This window comes from Affinundibacterium danionis (assembly GCF_042432465.1).
Classification (GTDB): domain Bacteria; phylum Pseudomonadota; class Gammaproteobacteria; order Burkholderiales; family Burkholderiaceae_D; genus Undibacterium; species Undibacterium danionis.
Window position 1 is genome coordinate 263,154 of the sequence record NZ_JBHLXJ010000007.1, and the last position, 16,406, is coordinate 279,559.

Annotated in this window: 13 protein-coding genes; 9 read left to right on the forward strand and 4 right to left on the reverse strand. The window is 45.9% G+C overall.

Features of this window, described 5'->3' with window-relative positions; all coding sequences use genetic code 11:
* Positions 1 to 17 precede the first annotated feature (17 nt).
* Positions 18 to 1,082 carry a glycolate oxidase subunit GlcE gene (gene glcE, locus ACFFJH_RS06885; RefSeq protein ID WP_390211183.1) on the forward strand — a complete coding sequence of 355 codons (1,065 nt, stop codon included), beginning with the start codon at positions 18 to 20 and terminating at the stop codon, positions 1,080 to 1,082.
* 6 nt (positions 1,083 to 1,088) lie between these two features.
* On the forward strand, positions 1,089 to 2,633 hold the full coding sequence (gene glcF, locus ACFFJH_RS06890) for a glycolate oxidase subunit GlcF (RefSeq protein WP_390211185.1): 1,545 nt from the start codon (positions 1,089 to 1,091) through the stop codon (positions 2,631 to 2,633).
* A 145-nt stretch (positions 2,634 to 2,778) separates the two neighbouring features.
* Here the strand turns inward: glcF and ACFFJH_RS06895 are convergent, their stop codons facing one another.
* Both ACFFJH_RS06895 and ACFFJH_RS06900 read right to left on the reverse strand, forming a co-directional pair.
* On the reverse strand, positions 2,779 to 3,390 hold the full coding sequence (locus tag ACFFJH_RS06895) for an OmpW/AlkL family protein (RefSeq protein WP_390211188.1): 612 nt from the start codon (positions 3,388 to 3,390) through the stop codon (positions 2,779 to 2,781).
* A gap of 414 nt (positions 3,391 to 3,804) precedes the next feature.
* Positions 3,805 to 4,416, reverse strand: a complete 612-nt coding sequence (locus ACFFJH_RS06900; RefSeq protein ID WP_390211190.1) for a 5-formyltetrahydrofolate cyclo-ligase — start codon at positions 4,414 to 4,416, stop codon at positions 3,805 to 3,807.
* Between the two features lie 34 nt (positions 4,417 to 4,450).
* Between ACFFJH_RS06900 and ACFFJH_RS06905 the strand changes: the two genes are divergently transcribed.
* The 5 genes from ACFFJH_RS06905 (at position 4,451) to ACFFJH_RS06925 (ending at position 10,728) form a co-directional block, all read left to right on the forward strand.
* The gene (locus ACFFJH_RS06905) at positions 4,451 to 6,475 is read left to right on the forward strand and encodes a lytic transglycosylase domain-containing protein (protein WP_390211192.1); all 2,025 of its coding nucleotides are present in this window, start codon (positions 4,451 to 4,453) and stop codon (positions 6,473 to 6,475) included.
* 57 nt (positions 6,476 to 6,532) lie between these two features.
* A complete protein-coding gene (locus ACFFJH_RS06910) occupies positions 6,533 to 7,240 on the forward strand; it encodes a glutathione S-transferase family protein (protein WP_390211322.1) in 708 nt (235 codons plus the stop codon).
* 7 nt (positions 7,241 to 7,247) lie between these two features.
* Positions 7,248 to 8,552: a multifunctional CCA addition/repair protein gene (locus ACFFJH_RS06915; protein WP_390211323.1), complete on the forward strand. Its 1,305-nt coding sequence runs from the start codon at positions 7,248 to 7,250 to the stop codon at positions 8,550 to 8,552.
* Between the two features lie 205 nt (positions 8,553 to 8,757).
* Positions 8,758 to 9,615, forward strand: a complete 858-nt coding sequence (locus ACFFJH_RS06920; protein ID WP_390211193.1) for a hypothetical protein — start codon at positions 8,758 to 8,760, stop codon at positions 9,613 to 9,615.
* A 63-nt stretch (positions 9,616 to 9,678) separates the two neighbouring features.
* Positions 9,679 to 10,728, forward strand: coding sequence for a PstS family phosphate ABC transporter substrate-binding protein (locus tag ACFFJH_RS06925; protein ID WP_390211195.1), 1,050 nt, complete (start codon positions 9,679 to 9,681; stop codon positions 10,726 to 10,728).
* A 158-nt stretch (positions 10,729 to 10,886) separates the two neighbouring features.
* Here ACFFJH_RS06925 and ACFFJH_RS06930 read toward each other — a convergent pair whose 3' ends face one another.
* A complete protein-coding gene (locus tag ACFFJH_RS06930) occupies positions 10,887 to 12,146 on the reverse strand; it encodes a putative Na+/H+ antiporter (protein ID WP_390211196.1) in 1,260 nt (419 codons plus the stop codon).
* 394 nt (positions 12,147 to 12,540) lie between these two features.
* On the opposite strand from ACFFJH_RS06930, the gene ACFFJH_RS06935 reads away from it, so the two are divergent.
* Entirely contained in the window at positions 12,541 to 14,421 is a 1,881-nt protein-coding gene (locus tag ACFFJH_RS06935) for a beta-N-acetylhexosaminidase (RefSeq protein WP_390211197.1), read from the forward strand.
* A 107-nt stretch (positions 14,422 to 14,528) separates the two neighbouring features.
* Here the strand turns inward: ACFFJH_RS06935 and ACFFJH_RS06940 are convergent, their stop codons facing one another.
* Positions 14,529 to 15,029, reverse strand: coding sequence for an Lrp/AsnC family transcriptional regulator (locus tag ACFFJH_RS06940; protein WP_390211198.1), 501 nt, complete (start codon positions 15,027 to 15,029; stop codon positions 14,529 to 14,531).
* A 207-nt stretch (positions 15,030 to 15,236) separates the two neighbouring features.
* On the opposite strand from ACFFJH_RS06940, the gene hppD reads away from it, so the two are divergent.
* A complete protein-coding gene (gene hppD / locus ACFFJH_RS06945; protein WP_390211200.1) occupies positions 15,237 to 16,355 on the forward strand; it encodes a 4-hydroxyphenylpyruvate dioxygenase in 1,119 nt (372 codons plus the stop codon).
* The last annotated feature ends 51 nt before the right edge of the window (positions 16,356 to 16,406 follow it).

Consider the following 16,406-nt stretch of genomic DNA (forward strand, 5'->3'; position numbering starts at 1 on the left):
ATCATATTTGAAAAATAATGGATAAAATTCTTCAACAATTTCGTGAACAAATTCTGACGGCTAGTGCAGAACAGCAGGTTTTGCGCATAGAAGGCGGTGGTACTAAACAATGGTATGGCAACCCAATGGTTGCTACCAGTGCCGTATTAAACACCCAAAGCTACCAAGGCGTCATCAGCTACGAACCGACCGAATTAGTGATCAGTGCACGCTGCGGTACCAGCCTGAAAGAGATAGAAACTTTACTAGACCAACATGGACAAATGCTGGCGTTCGAGCCACCGCATTTTGGAGCAGTGGCGACCGTCGGCGGCATGCTCGCTACGGGTTTGTCGGGACCACGGCGCGCCTCAGTGGGAGCGGCACGTGATTTTGTGCTGGGTGTGACTGTGATGAATGGCGCAGGCGAAATCTTGCGCTTTGGCGGGCAGGTCATGAAAAATGTGGCAGGCTATGATGTCTCGCGTTTAATGGCGGGATCGCTAGGAAGTTTGGGATTGATACTTGATGTATCACTGAAAGTTTTACCTAAACCTGTGGCTGAAACCAGTTTGATGTTTGCTATGTCGGAAGTTGATGCATTGACTCAATTGAATCGCTGGGCGGGGCAGGCATTGCCAATTTCCGCTAGCAGCTATTATGCGGGTCGTTTGATGTTGCGCCTTTCAGGTTCTGAGGCAGCGCTACGCGTCGCGAAACAAAAACTAGGTGGACAAAAAATCGATAGCGCGACTGCTTATTGGACTAGTTTGCGTGAGCAAAGTCATCATTTTTTTACGCCAGAGGAGGATTATGCTTTGTGGCGCGTATCGCTTCCCTCTACTGCGCCCGCTTTAAAATTGCGTAGTAAAACCCTCATTGAATGGGGCGGTGCTCAGCGCTGGTTATGGACTAACGAAGATGAAGCGACACTGCGATCTAGCGTACAAGCGATGGGGGGACACGTGACACGGTTTCGCTACGGCTCAGCGAGCACGCCTGGATTGACTGAATTATCCGCGCCACTCTTGAAGATACATCGTCAATTAAAAGCCGCTTTTGATCCGGCGATGATTTTTAATCGTGGGCGTTTGTTCGACTAAAAACTTATGCAAACACAATTACTCGATACGATAAAAGCGACCGAGCAAGGGCAGGAGGCGGAAGCGATTCTGCGTACTTGCGTGCATTGCGGTATGTGTAATGCAACTTGTCCTACCTATCAATTGCTCGGCGATGAATTAGATGGACCACGCGGTCGTATTTATCTGATTAAGCAAGTGTTAGAAGGTAAGACACCGACCATTAAAACCCAGACCCATCTTGATCGTTGCTTGACTTGTTTGAGCTGTGAAACGACCTGCCCATCGGGTGTGCAATATGGACGTTTATTGGAAATTGGTCGTGAGCTGGTTGAACAGAAGGTCGGGCGCTCGTGGTCGCAAAAGATCATTCGTAGCAGCTTAAAAAATGGTTTGAGTAATCCACGCTTATTTCAACACGCTATAAAAATAGGTCGTGCGGTATCAGGACTATTACCAAAGCACTTGAGCGAAAAAATACCAGCGACTATTCAGCACAGCGGTTGGCCGCAGACAGCACATACCCGCAAAGTGTTATTACTCGACGGCTGCGTACAACCGGGTTTAGCGCCAGAGATCAATGCAGCGACGGCGCGTGTGCTTGATCGTCTAAATTTTCAAGCCATGTTGGCTCCGCAGGCAGGTTGTTGTGGCGCGGTGCGTCTTCATCTGAATGATCAGAGTGGCGCTATCAACGCTGCGAAGCGGAATATTGATGCTTGGTGGCCGCTCTTGAAACCTGAGAGCGCATCCGGCGTTGAAGCGATCGTGATGACCGCATCGGGTTGTGGTGTCATGGTGAAGGACTACGGGCAATTGTTAAAGCATGATGCTGAGTACGCAGACAAAGCCCATTTGATCAGCAAGTTAACATGTGATTTAAGTGAATTCTTGCCGAATTTTGAAAATGAACTGATTGCTAAAATCAACGGTTATGTTGGCGATAACGTCAGTGCTAATGTTGGCACTAGTATCAAGCAACGAGTGACTTGGCATCCACCCTGCACTTTACAACACGGACAGAAAATCCGCGGTAAGGTGGAAGAATTGCTGCGTCATCTGGGCGTGGACGTGCAGCTGTGCGTTGATAGTCATTTATGTTGCGGTTCCGCAGGGACTTATTCAATTTTGCAATCGGATTTGGCACAAAAATTACGTCAGCAAAAAGTCGCTGCGTTGGAAGCAACTGAACCAGAGTTGATCGTCTCGGCGAATATGGCATGTCAACAGCATTTACAAACTGCAACCACGATTCCAGTCAAACATTGGATAGAATTAGTGGATCAGATTTTAGCAGAGCTACCATCAGCACTGCCCCCAACGTTAACTACAGATTTACCACCTCGCATAAAAGTGAGCGACAGTGTCGACGAGCTGACCTCAATTGAGGTGGAATCATTGTCTCAAGTGGATGAGGGAATGAGCAAAGCAGTACAAAAGAAAGCGGCTCAAAAAAAGAATAAGTCGCCATCCAGCCATAAAAACATCCGGAAATCTAATGTACTTGATGGTGCAGATGCGGACCTAAGCGCACAAAAAACTGTTAACAAGCGCTCCAAAAAGAAAACCTAAGTTGGTCTTACTTCATTAGCAGTCAATCCCAAAGTGCTGGTGATGTCCGCTTAAGCTAGGCCAAAAAAAACGCAACATGATCGCTCATGTTGCGCGAAAGATCAGCCCGATTTGGCAACGGGCTAATCCAATTGATTACCTGCGATTAGAAGCGGTAGCCGAGACCCAAACCGACTAATACTGGATCAACTTTCACTGCGCTGACTTTGGCGCCTGAAACGGTGACATCGCTGCGAATCTGAACTTTTTTTACATCAATATTGATAGACCAGTTTTTGTCGATTTTGAAATCTACGCCAGCTTGTAAAGACAAACCGAAGCTATTACTTTCCAAACCACCTTTGCCGCCCAATAATTTCACTTGGGAGATATTGGTGTAGTTGACACCTGCACCAAGGTAAGGGTTGATGCTGGAGTTCGGTGCAAAGTGGTACTGTGCAGACAAAGTCGGTGGCAAGTGTTTGAAGGTACCGATATTGGCGCCGTCCAAATAAACATCATGCTTTTGTGGGTAAGTTAAAATCAATTCAGCCGCGATATTCGGTGTGAAGAAATACGTTACGTCGAATTCTGGGATAGTTTTTTTACTGACCGTAATACGATCAGATGCACCAGTGCCGCCTAATGGATCGGAATCATTTGCTGGGCTGATATTGACCACACGGCCACGTACCAGCCATGGGCTTTCTTGTGCCATTGCTTGTGAACTAACGACACCCATTGCCGCTAAAGAGAGGGCGAGAACGATTTTTTTCATTTTCATTTCCTTGGTTAAAAGTGTGGGTAAATAATATAAATAATCAATGTAGGTGCTTGCAAAGTCGCTAATTAGTTACTGGCGACACATTTGCTAACAAGCGCTTATTCAATGAACACAGTGTAGTTGCGCACCGCAACATCAGTTTTGAGCTAGATCAATTAGTTTGATAATCCATCAATCGGAAAAATTTAAATATCGGCTGATATGGCGACTGCCATTGTCGATTTCAAGCCAGATTTTTAATCTAGTTTGTGATGATGAGTGTATCTAAAGCGCTGGCAACAGCAGGGTGAGTCGTGCGCTTGGGCTTGCGCTGTGGGCAAAAAAGATAATAGGAATCGATTGCAAATGCGATTGATCTGAGCTTGAGCTTAGGCTGAATTAAGATTGACCTAAATCAGGCCAGCCTATTTATTCTGTCACGATACAATTCATGGCGAGATCGAAGGGTTCTGCAGCAAATTCACATGATGCCAATTGGTAAGCAATCCCGATGCTATACGCTTGCGGTAATTCAGCTAAGGTACGGTCATAAAAACCGCCGCCGTAGCCTAAGCGGAAATGCGCAGCGTTATAGCCGACACAGGGAATTAATAGCAGGTCTGGTTGAACAAATGTGTCACGGCGTGCCGGAATTAATACCCCAAAGTCATCTTTTTCCATAGAGTCACCTGGTGCCCAGGACACAAATCCCAGAGCGCGATTCTTAGCTATGACTACCGGTAAGGCCAGTTGTTTGCCAGCACTATGTAAATTCGAATATAAATCCCGCAAATTAGGTTCGCACCGGATCGGTGAATAGACGCCGATGATGCTGGCTTGCATGAGCTGAGGGAAGTCAAGTAATTTCTCATGAATACGCTGATCCCAGGCTTGTCGCTGTGCTAAAGCGACTGCTTTACGTCTTTCAATTAAAATTTTGCGTAAATCTGGACGAGAGACGGTCGGCGACGCAGATGAAAGTATCGTGTCCGCAGGGCTAAGCTGCATTTCTTCTTTTACGCTAGGGAGCGGCTGTGTCATACTGTTAATAGGTTTTGAAGGGATCTGTTTGAAAATGTTAGAACGAAAATTACCAAGTCTGTTACAACCAACTATGCCCGCGAGTTTACTGCTTTCTGGCGCAATGTTGCTAGCAATTTTGCCAGAGTTCGCTATTGCCAGCGCTATCAGTGCAGAAACTGCGTTGGTAGTTGAATCCGCACCTGCACCGGCTAGCACAACCATCAATGACGATGACCGTTTCATGGCTTTGCGTGATGCGGCAATCCATGATGATGCTAAAGCAGCGCAAATGCACGCCTCTCAGTTGGCTAATTACGGCATACCGTCGTATGTCGATTACTACGTGCTGCGCACTCGTATTCGTTCGGCGTCAGCCACTGAGATTTATGGTTTCTTGAAAAAATATGAAGGCAGTGCGATTGCTGATCGTTTGCGTAATGACTGGCTACTGGTATTGGGATTTCGTCGTGATTGGGCGAATTTTGACCAATTATTACCTTCTTATGTAGTCAATGACGATCATCAAGTGAAGTGCTACGCCTTATTGTCCAAGGCTGAAAAGCAGCAACGTGTGGCTAGCGATGCACGTACTTTAATCACCTCACCTAAGCAATATGGTGATGGTTGTTATTCGCTGATTAGTTATTTGTATGAACAAGGGCAATTTACGGATGCGGATTTGTGGGCGCAGATGCGAATTGCGGCTGAATCCTCCGCCATGCCTTTGGCTAAACGCTTGGGTAAGATGTTAAACATTCCTGACAAGCGTTTGCAGGAAGCGATGGAAAAACCTAATACGCTTTTGAAAAAAGAGCCTGCAGCAGATCGTCTCAGTCGTGAATTATTTTTGTTAGCATTAGGACGCGCTGCAAAAGATGATCCTGAAAAAGCAGCTGCCGCCATCCAACGTTATGCGAGCAAATTGAGTGCAACCGAGAAAGCGCAAGCGTGGGCGAACATTGCCTTGCCCGCATCCCAAAAATTGCAATCGGAAGCCTTAGATTATTGGAAACGTGCCGATAATGCGCATTTGAGTTTAGAAGCTTATCAATGGCGAGCCAGAATGGCATTGCGCGAAGGCGATTGGAAATTTGTTAAATCATCGATTGCTACTATGCCCGGTAATCTTAAGACCTTGCCAGTTTGGGTATATTGGTATGGGCGCGCGGTGCAACAAGAAGGGAAGAAAGAAGAGGCGCAAGCTATTTTCGCGGGCATTTCCGATCAGATGCATTTCTACGGTCAGCTTGCGTTGGAGGAACGCGGTCAGAAGATAGGCGCACCAGTTTTTGCTAAACCAGTCAGTCCAGAAGAATTGGCGCCGATTGCACAGAATCCGAATTTACAGCGTGCGCTTAAATTCTATGCCATGAATTTGCGCTTTGAAGGAACGCGTGAATGGAATTGGGCTTTGCGTGGCATGAATGAGCGCGAACTAATCGTGGCAGCTGAGTTGGCGCGTCAAAATGATTTACTCGATCGTATGGTCAATACCTCAGACAGAACCAAAGGCGAGCTTGATTTTAACCAGCGATTCCCCACTCCATTCAATGACACCATGTATAAAGCGACGCAGTCTGTAGGCGTGGATATGGCTTGGGTTTATGGTTTGATACGGCAAGAATCGCGTTTTGCCACCGCAGCAAAATCCCATGTGGGTGCGACAGGCCTGATGCAAGTGATGCCAAACACAGCAAAATGGGTCGCTAAAAAAATTGGTTTATCAAATTATGTGCCGCGCCAAGTGAATGATGTCGAAACGAATATCGCGCTCGGTACCAATTATTTGAATATGGTCTTGACCGATTTAGGCGGTTCTCAAGCTTTGGCGTCGGCTGCCTATAATGCCGGTCCAGGTCGCCCGCGCGCGTGGCGTGCGACTTTGTCGCGTCCGGTGGAAGGTGCTATTTTCGCTGAGACGATTCCCTTCTCTGAGACGCGTGATTATGTAAAAAATGTTTTGTCGAATGCTACCTATTACGCTGCATTATTGGAAAAGAAGCCGCAGTCTTTAAAAGCGCGTCTGGGTGTTGTGGTACCTAAGGGTATGAGCGCCGATGATCCCGAGTACCAGTAACAGCGTCAGTAAGCGTATCAATAAACGCATCAATAAGCGCATCAGTAGGAGGATATGATGGACAATACCGATTTAGAAACCACCCTGGCACCTTTGCATGGCTTGCTCAGAAAAAGCAATTATCGCTTGGTGATAGGAAATAAAAACTACTCGTCCTGGTCGATGCGACCTTGGTTGGTATTAAAAACTTTTGGCATCCCATTTGAAGAAATCAAAATATTGTTGGATCGCCCAGACACGACTCAAAAAATTTCTGAATATTCGCTATCGGGGAGAGTGCCCGTTTTCCTCGGTGATGATTTAGTGATTTGGGATTCGTTAGCGATTTGTGAGTATTTGGCGGAACAATATCCCTTGCTGAATCTATGGCCAGAGAGTGTTGCAGCGCGCGCTACTGCACGTAGCGTCTGCGCTGAAATGCATTCCGGGTTTAGCGCATTGCGTAGCGCCATGCCTATGAATATACGGGCTAATTTTCCGGGGAAAGGACGTACCGCTGGGTCACAGGCAGATATCGGCCGCATTAGTGAGATTTGGGAAGATTGCTTATCCACTTACGGCGCACATCGGTTTTTATTTGGTGATTTTTCGATTGCCGATGCGTTTTTCGCACCGGTCGTGATGCGTTTTAAAACCTATGGCGTTTCCTTGGCGCCGGCTTTGCAAGCCTATTGTGAACGCATAGAAAGTCATCCCGCAGTCGCGCAATGGGTACATGGCGCGATAGACGAAAAAGATGATCTTCCGAAATTCGATTTTCCTTAGTTTGAATATGAAGACTTATGTGGTTGGCGGGGCAGTGCGCGATGAGCTCTTGGGTTTCCCCGTGCAAGATCGTGATTACGTTGTGGTTGGGGCGACGCCACAGCAGATGCTGGACTTGGGTTACACTCCAGTCGGCAAAGATTTCCCAGTTTTTTTGCATCCTAAAACGCATGAAGAATACGCTTTAGCGCGCACAGAGCGTAAGACGGCGGCTGGGTATAAGGGTTTTGTGTTTCATACCGATGCTAACGTTACTTTGGAGCAGGATTTAATTCGTCGTGATTTGACGATTAATGCGATTGCACAGGATGATCAAGGTCAATTGATCGATCCATTTAACGGGCAGGCAGATTTGCAGGCCAGAGTATTTCGTCATGTATCGTCTGCGTTTGAAGAAGATCCGGTTCGTATTTTGAGATTAGCGCGGTTTGCGGCGCGTTTTTCGCAAGAGCCGAATGCATTTTCGGTGGCGCCAGAAACGATGACGCTCATGCAGAAAATGGTGGCAGCGGGTGAGGTTGATGCCTTGGTGCCCGAACGAGTTTGGCAGGAGGTGTCGCGTGGATTGATGGAAGCGAAGCCTTCACGTATGTTTGAAGTTTTGCGCGAGTGTGGCGCTTTGCAACGCTTGATGCCAGAGCTAGCAGCGCTGTGGGGTGTACCACAACCAGCTAAGCATCACCCTGAAATCGATACTGGTGCACACGTTATGCTGGTAGTCGATTATGCCGCTCAACAAGGATATTCTTTGCCGATTCGTTTTGCTGCCTTACTGCATGATCTAGGCAAAGGTACTAGCGATCCTGAACAATGGCCACGTCATCATGGACATGAAGAACGCGGTGTTGAGTTAGTGAAAGCACTGTGCGCACGCTTGAAAGTGCCAACAGAATGTCGTGATCTTGCCATTATGACGGCGCGTGACCATGGCAACGTCGGACGTTCACAAGAAATGCGTCCGGCTAGTTTGCAAGACATGCTAGAGCGTAATGACGCATTTCGTAAGCCACAACGTTTTTTAGATATGCTCAAAGCGGCCGAATGCGATTGTTTTGGGCGTGCAGGACTAGAGAATATACAATTTCCACAAAAGGCTTACCTAGGGCGCGTGCTGGCTGCGGCACAGGCGGTGGATGCTGGATTGATTGCACAGCAAGTGATGCAAAAATCAGCAGACTCAACGCAAACTTCGCCGAACTCAAACTCTTCTCATTCCTCTTCGGATAAATTTCCTGCACAGAAAATTGCAGAAGCCATCCGCATCGCTCGTATCACGGCGATCCGTCAAAGTATTGAAATCATTGGTTCTTAAGTCAAGACCTGCTTGTGAAGCGACACTCAGTTCGCTGAGCTGTCGTCTTGGTATGGCACCTTCCTACTAAGCGGTTTACAAAACGGATATTCAACACCGATGCAGGAATCATTACTCTTGTAATCATCTCGTCATACGCGCTCACTACAATTCGATAACAAAAAAACTTAAGGCAAGTTTAATTATTTGTCTGATGAAAAATCGAATGAGCCTACAGATGATAGAGAAAATGATGTCCACAAAATCACTCAAATTAGTAATCGCCTCTTTATTCTTGTGCGGTACCGCGGCAAGCGCTGACTACCGTCCTGTGCAGGCACCCGGATCAAATTTGAATCAACCCGCATTGTTGACTGCGGGGATGTTTCGCTTGGAATCTGAGCGCAGTTATAAGCTGAGTTTGCAGATGGCCTTGGGCATTTTGAATGGGCATACCGAAGTTGAACGCAGTCGGTCATTAGAAAATATTGCGCGCTTTCGCAAAGATCTTTCTAAGCAAATGAAAACTGAAAAAACTGGCAAGGCATTTAATCGCGTTAACAGTGCTTTAAATGATCAAGTCGAATCATTGCCGCGCCTCACCGCCAAGACCGCGGCCGGGTTGTATGACGTGAATGAAGATCTTTTAATCAAGATGAATTTTTTGTCTTTTGCCATCGAATCAGAAACGAACGACACCACCTCTCGCATCACCGGTCTGGCGTTACGTCAGGCGTCGCTAGCGCAACGTATGGCAAAAATTGTCTTATTGAGATCTATGGATAAAAACATGCAAGCTAAGCAGGGCTTGCAAGTCGATTTAGCGCAATCTCGGATTGAGTTTTTAAATGGTATGAATTTGTTGGCGGAAGAAGCGAATTCAGATAAGGCCTTAAAAGAGCGTTTAAATTTGGCACAGCAACAATGGATTTTTTATGACAAGGCTTTAAGTTCACCCAATTTCCGAGCGGAAGATTTACGCAATATTTCCTCCACCAGTGATCGTATCGCGCAAATGATGGTCGAGATAGTGCGCTTGGGCTATGGCTTGACGCCTGATCCTAGCGTGATCGCAGAGCGTTGAGCAAGGGTATTGGTAGCACCATCGTGGTTGACATAACAATGATTTGAAATATTAGGAAATGACATGAAATCTTTAGCGCAAAAAAAACGATTCGCTACTTTAAGTATGTTGATGTTGGCGGGATTTGTTACGGTGTATCCAGCGATGAGCAAAGCGCAGACACCAGCTTCTGCTCCCGTTGTGTTAGCACCTGCAACGATCAAAATTGACGGCTCTAGCACCGTATTTCCGATCACCGAAGCGGTGGCTGAAAGCTTCCGTGAAAAAAATAGTGCGGTGAAATTCACTATTGGTATCGCTGGTACAGGCGGTGGCTTTAAAAAATTCTGTAAGGGTGAAACTGATATCTCAGATGCATCTCGCCCTATCTTGAAAAAAGAGATGGCGGAGTGTGCCAAGAACGGCGTGTACTACATGGAGCTACCGGTCGCCTTTGATGCGATCACCGTCGTTATAAATCCTAAGAATAAATTTCTGAGTAAAATCACTCTGGATGAACTGAAAAAAATCTGGGAGCCGGCAGCGCAAGGTGTGATTACGACTTGGGATCAAGTCAATCCTGCGTGGCCAAAAGCACCCATTAAATTAATTGGTCCGGGTGCTGATTCAGGTACTTTTGATTATTTTACCGAAGCGATTAATGGCAAAGCAAAATTGAGTCGCACAGACTTTACCACTTCAGAAGATGACAACGTGATCGTGCAAGCAGTGTCACGCGATGTGAATGCCTTGGCCTATTTGGGTTTTGCTTATTATTCAGAAAATAGTAAGAAATTGAAAGCCGCTGCAATCGTGCAAAAAGATGGCAAAACTGCGGTATTGCCTTCCGTTAAAACGGTGATTGATGCCAGCTATAAACCTTTGGCTCGTCCCTTGTTTATTTATGTGAATGTGAAAGCGGATGAGCGTCCTGAAGTGCGCGCTTTTGTTGATTATTATTTGAATCATGCGGATGCGATCTCTAAACAAGTGAAGTACATTCCCTTGTCAATGAAAGATTACCGCCACACCATGGTGAACTACAAAGTGAAAAAGACTGGTACCGCATTTGGCGGTGAAGCGGAAGTAGGCGTTACCATTGAAGAGTTATTGAAGCGCGAGCCCAAGAATTAAGTAGCTTTAAACTTAATAACATAGCGTAATATAACGTAGCATAGCGGGCAAAAAAACTGCCCGCTAATAGCCTGCTCAGGCAATTCCCTTTGTGGCAAACGTTAGTGCCGCTGGTGAGCAATGATTCAAGGAATTCTGCGGATTTTGCTTACTAGACATCACAAACAAGTGAAGGCGAGTATGGCGACCAAGGTCGGTATCAGAGCGCCAAGGAATAAACTTCCTGCACCTATCGAGGCATCGGCGAAGCCTCGTTTTAATAAAGCGACACCAGCGGGATTGGGCGCATTCGCTATCATCGTTAAACCACCACCAGTGACTGCACCCGCGACCAGACTGTATTTGGCTTCGTCGGAGATGCCCGCGATTAATGAACCTAGATAAGTAAGCGCCGCATTATCCGTGACGGCAGTTAAAGCCGTCGCACCAAAATACAAGATTTTGGGTGACATGGTCGATACTAAGGGCTGTAACCACCATTGCTGCATGCCTCCTAGTACCACCAGCCCAGCGAGAAAAAAAGCGACTAATAATGCCTCTTTGATGATGAGTGGATTTTGATGGCGTTCGTAAGCCTGTGCGACACCTAAGAACATCAAGAATAAGCCAAGGAAGGCGACAGGATGATGGGCAAAGCTGACTACGCCTACGAGAAATGCGATATGCACTATGCTCAATAGAATAGGAACAGTTTTTTGTTGCTCTGGATTGGCACGTGACGTTTGTGGCTGTAAATGTTTGCTGAGTACGACTACCGCAATGGTGGCATTGATCAAGACTGCAACGGCCGCTTTCCAACCAAATGTGGTCAGCATATAGAGGGAATCCCATTGCCATGCCGACGCTATCATTAAGACCGGTGGTGCGGCAAATGCAGTCAATGTGCCACCGATGGAAATATTCACAAAGAGCGCCCCTAGCGCTAAATATTTGACGCGTTCAGGAACGTCAGTTCGGAACACTTGTGGTGCTAAGACCAAAGCGGCAATGGTCATCGCGGCTGGCTCAGTGATGATTGATCCCAGCAAGGGCACCACGGCTAAACCTAGCCAAGCACTCACCAATGAGGTGCGCAAAGGAATCAGGCGCGCAATAAATCCGACCGAGTTCATGACAAGTTGAAGTATCGGACGCGAGGCGGCAATGACCATCACTACGAAGACAAATAAAGGCTCGGTATATTGTCTCGATTCGGCATAGTGCAGCGCATTTTCCCCACCGACTAGTGCCGCCATACAAAAAATTAAAACGAGCGCCCAAAAGCCAAATACCACTTCAACTTCACCTAACAGATGAAATAAACCTGCATGTTTCGGATAGCGATGTGCCAGACGTTCGAACTGTTTGGTCGCGAAGGTATGAAGTAAAGCGATGGCAAATAGAATGGCTGCTATCAGCTCAAGTGAGGAATGAGTCATAAGGTCAATACTAAATAATTCGCAGCGTATTCTGGGTTTAGTCGAAATCGACAACAGTGGAAATGATGTGCTGGTGTTTTCAATTTTACTAGAAAGGAATTAGCAAGGTAATGAATTCACTTATTGTCATTTAACAACTGCGCTATAACATGTTTGAAGTGTAATGGCGAGATGTGTTGCTGGAGAATCTTGTTTAGTGCATAGACTAAACATTGTGCAATTCTGATGAAAAGATTGAAAAACATACAGTGCTTGGTTATCGTCTCTTGGTCTATTTTTCTTTCCTTAATTGTATAAAGCAAGATTGAGCTAGTGGTATCGTCATGACGCTTTATGACTATTAGTTTTTCACTATTGTTGCATCACTATTTTGAATCACCTAAGGAGCATGTTTATGTCACGCAGTGTCTTCGTTTTGGGTAGTGCTTTATGGTTGGGTTTATGTCAGTTGGTTTTTAGTCCTCAGGCAAATGCGGCGACCACGCCAAATGCTCTCCCTATTATTCCTTTACCGCAGAAAATAGTGAGCCAGCAAGGGGTATTCAAATTAGATTCAAAAGTAAAAATCTATGCGGCTGATCTGGCTTCACAGTCGAATGCAAAATTATTGATTGCCGCCCTAGCATCAACGCAAGCTTGGCAGCTCACCTTGCATCAAGGTTTGCCAACTAAGATGGACAAAAACCTCATCGTATTTCGCACTCCCAAAGATGCAGCGATTACAGATGAATCTTATCAACTCAATATTCAAGCCAATACAGTTGAATTAATTGGAAGCGAGCGCGGACAGTTTTATGCTTTGCAAAGTCTATTGCAGTTACTGCCTTTACAGCGACAACCTGTAGTGCAATTACCTCTAGCTCAGATACAAGATCAACCACGCTTTGCTTGGCGAGGTATGCATCTGGATGTTGGGCGTCATATGTTCAGTGTTGAATTCATTAAAAAATTGCTAGATCAGATGGCTGTCTACAAACTCAATACCTTTCATTGGCATCTGACCGAAGATCAAGGCTGGCGCATAGAGATTAAGCGATATCCCAAATTAACCGAGATCGGCGGTTATCGCAAACAAACTACCAAGGATAGAAACTACCAACCGTATATAGGCGATGGTGAACCCTATGGTGGTTACTACACCCAAGAGCAAATTAAAGAAGTAGTGGCTTATGCCCGGAATAAACATATTGATGTCGTACCAGAGATAGAGTTACCCGGACATTCGCTTGCCGCGCTGGCCGCTTATCCTGAATTGGCATGCACACCAGGGCCATTTGAGGTGGGAACTAATTGGGGTATTTTTGAAGACATTTATTGTCCTAGCGAACAGACGTTTACTTTTTTAGAAAATGTCCTTACCGAAGTGATAGCCCTTTTTCCTTCTCCTTATTTGCATATAGGTGGCGACGAAGCCCCGAAAACTCGTTGGAAAGCGAGTCCTTTGGCGCAAGAAGTGATGCGACGTGAAGGTTTGAAAAATGAAGAGGAATTGCAAAGCTATTTTATTCGTCGGGTAGAGAAGTTCATTAATAGCAAAGGTAAACGTTTAATCGGCTGGGATGAAATCTTGGAAGGTGGTCTGGCACCAAACGCAACTGTCATGTCTTGGCGTGGCGAGGAGGGAGGTATTGCTGCCGCCAAGGAGGGGCATGATGTGATTATGAGTCCGACCTCATGGTGTTATTTTGATGCAGGGCAAGGGCCTAAAGAGCAAGAGTTGTGGCAACTCGGCGGTGAAATCAGTATGGCAAAAGTGTATTCATATAATCCGGTGCCTAAGATACTCACTGCTGCCGAGCAGAGCCGGATTCGTGGAGTGCAGGCTAATGTGTGGACTGAATATTTACGTACTTCGGAAAAAGTTGAATACATGGTGTTCCCGCGTATTTTAGCGATGGCTGAAGTGGCTTGGTCGGCGCAGGAGCAGCGTCGATTTGATGATTTTGAACAAAGGATTGTGACTCATTACCCTCGTCTCAGCGCGCAAAAAATCGCTTATCGGATTCCACGTCCTCAAGGGTTAGACCAGATCACTGTGCAAAACGACCAAGCCACATTGACACTCAAAGCACCGGTTGCTGGAAGCAAAATGTATTTGAGCTTAGATGGCAGCGCACCGGACACTAATGTATTGCACTATCGAAAGCCTGTTAGCTTCAAAGCAAGTCCAACACAGCCCGTTGTGGTAAAAGTGTTGACCGTATTGGCTGATGGTCGTCGTAGTGCGATCCAGCAAGTGCAGGTTCCAGCGGTAAATGTATCGCCGGCAAAGTAGTTCCTTCAGCGGGAAGAAAGCTGGAAGAATTGAGACGAGATCGCCTTTAAGGGATCTCGTTACGATAGCCGAGGTAACCAGTTAGCTCAACTAGTTAGCTTAACCAGTTAAGCACCACCCACAGGCAATGCCGTCGTATCTTTAATTTGTTGTAAAGCGAAGCTCGATTTCACATCGAGTACTGCAGGATGCTTTAATAAAGTGTCCATCATAAAACGTGAAAAATGGTTCATATCTTCGACTCGGACTCGCAATAAATAGTCCATATCACCCGTCATCGCGTAGCAAGCCACGACTTCTGGCCATTGCTCTACCGCCGCAGCAAAATCTATACGTGGTGAGCGAGTGCTGCCTTTGGCTGGCGTGTCAGTGTGTTTGTCTAGGCGTACATTGATATAAGCCAGCAAACCTAAACCAATTTTTTCTGCTTCTACTAGCGCTACATACTTGCGAATTACCCCTGCGTCTTCTAGTCTTTTAATACGACGTAAGCAAGGTGAGGGCGAAAGATTGACTCTTTCCGCGACTTCCTGATTCGTAAGTCGGCCATCGACTTGTAAAATCGCCAGAATTTTACGGTCAATTTTGTCTAGTGTAATTTGAGGCATATTCTGCTCTATAGTTATTTTTACTGGCAATATTATTGCTTAAATATTTGAATTTGTGCAGTAATTTGGAATTTTATGGCGTAATACAGGCTTTATACTTGCTGATTGATTTGGCGCAAGGATTGCTCATTTCTATCTGCGTAGACAGCCGGAATGACATCGGACGCGATCCAAAGTCTGACCAAACTTTTAACCTGGAGATAAAAAATGACATTCCAAACTTGGGAAAACCCGATGGGAACTGATGGCTTCGAATTTATCGAATATGCAGCACCAGAACCAAAAGAACTTGAAAAATTGTTTATTGAAATGGGTTTTACCGCGATTGCAAAACATCGCACTAAGAATGTCACTTTATATCGCCAAGGCGACGTCAACTTCATCATCAACGCTGAGCCAAATTCTTTTGCACAGCGTTTCGCTCGTAAGCATGGCCCCTCTGTTTGTGCATTCGCGATTCGCGTTAAAGATGCCAATTTTGCCTATAAGCGCGCCTTGGAATTAGGTGCATGGGGTTTTGATAATCAAACTGGCCCAATGGAATTGAATATTCCTGCGATCAAAGGTATTGGCGATTCCTTGATTTATTTCGTTGACCGTTGGCAAGGTAAAGATGGCGCGGAGAAAGGCGCGATCGGCAATATCAGTATTTACGATGCCGATTTCGTGGCGATCCCTGGCGTTGATCCAAATCCTGTGGGACATGGTCTGACTTACATCGATCACCTCACGCATAACGTACATCGTGGCCGTATGGCTGAGTGGTCTGATTTCTATGAAACCTTATTTAATTTCCGCGAAATTCGTTACTTCGATATCGCCGGTAAATTGACTGGTTTGAAATCCAAAGCCATGACGTCTCCTTGCGGCAAAATTCGCATTCCTATCAACGAGTCTTCCGACGATAAATCTCAAATCTCTGAATACCTTGATCTGTATCATGGCGAAGGCGTACAACATATTGCAATGGGTACCGACAATGTGTATCAAACAGTCGCGGATATGAAAGCAGCAGGCGTTTCTTTCCAAGATACGATAGACACTTATTACGACTTGGTCGATCGTCGTTTGCCTGGTCATGGTGAAGATGTGGAAGCCTTGCGTAAATTGCGTGTATTGATCGATGGTAAGAGCACAGAGACGACACGTGAATTGCTATTGCAAATTTTCACAACCACCGTCATCGGTCCTATCTTCTTTGAAATCATCCAACGCAAAGGCGACCAAGGTTTTGGCGAAGGTAATTTCCGCGCTCTGTTTGAATCAATCGAATTAGATCAAATACGTCGTGGCGTTTTGAAAGACGATAGCAAAACACCAGCGTAATTGACTGTGCAATTAATTGACTAATTAATCGACTAATCAATCGACCAATTA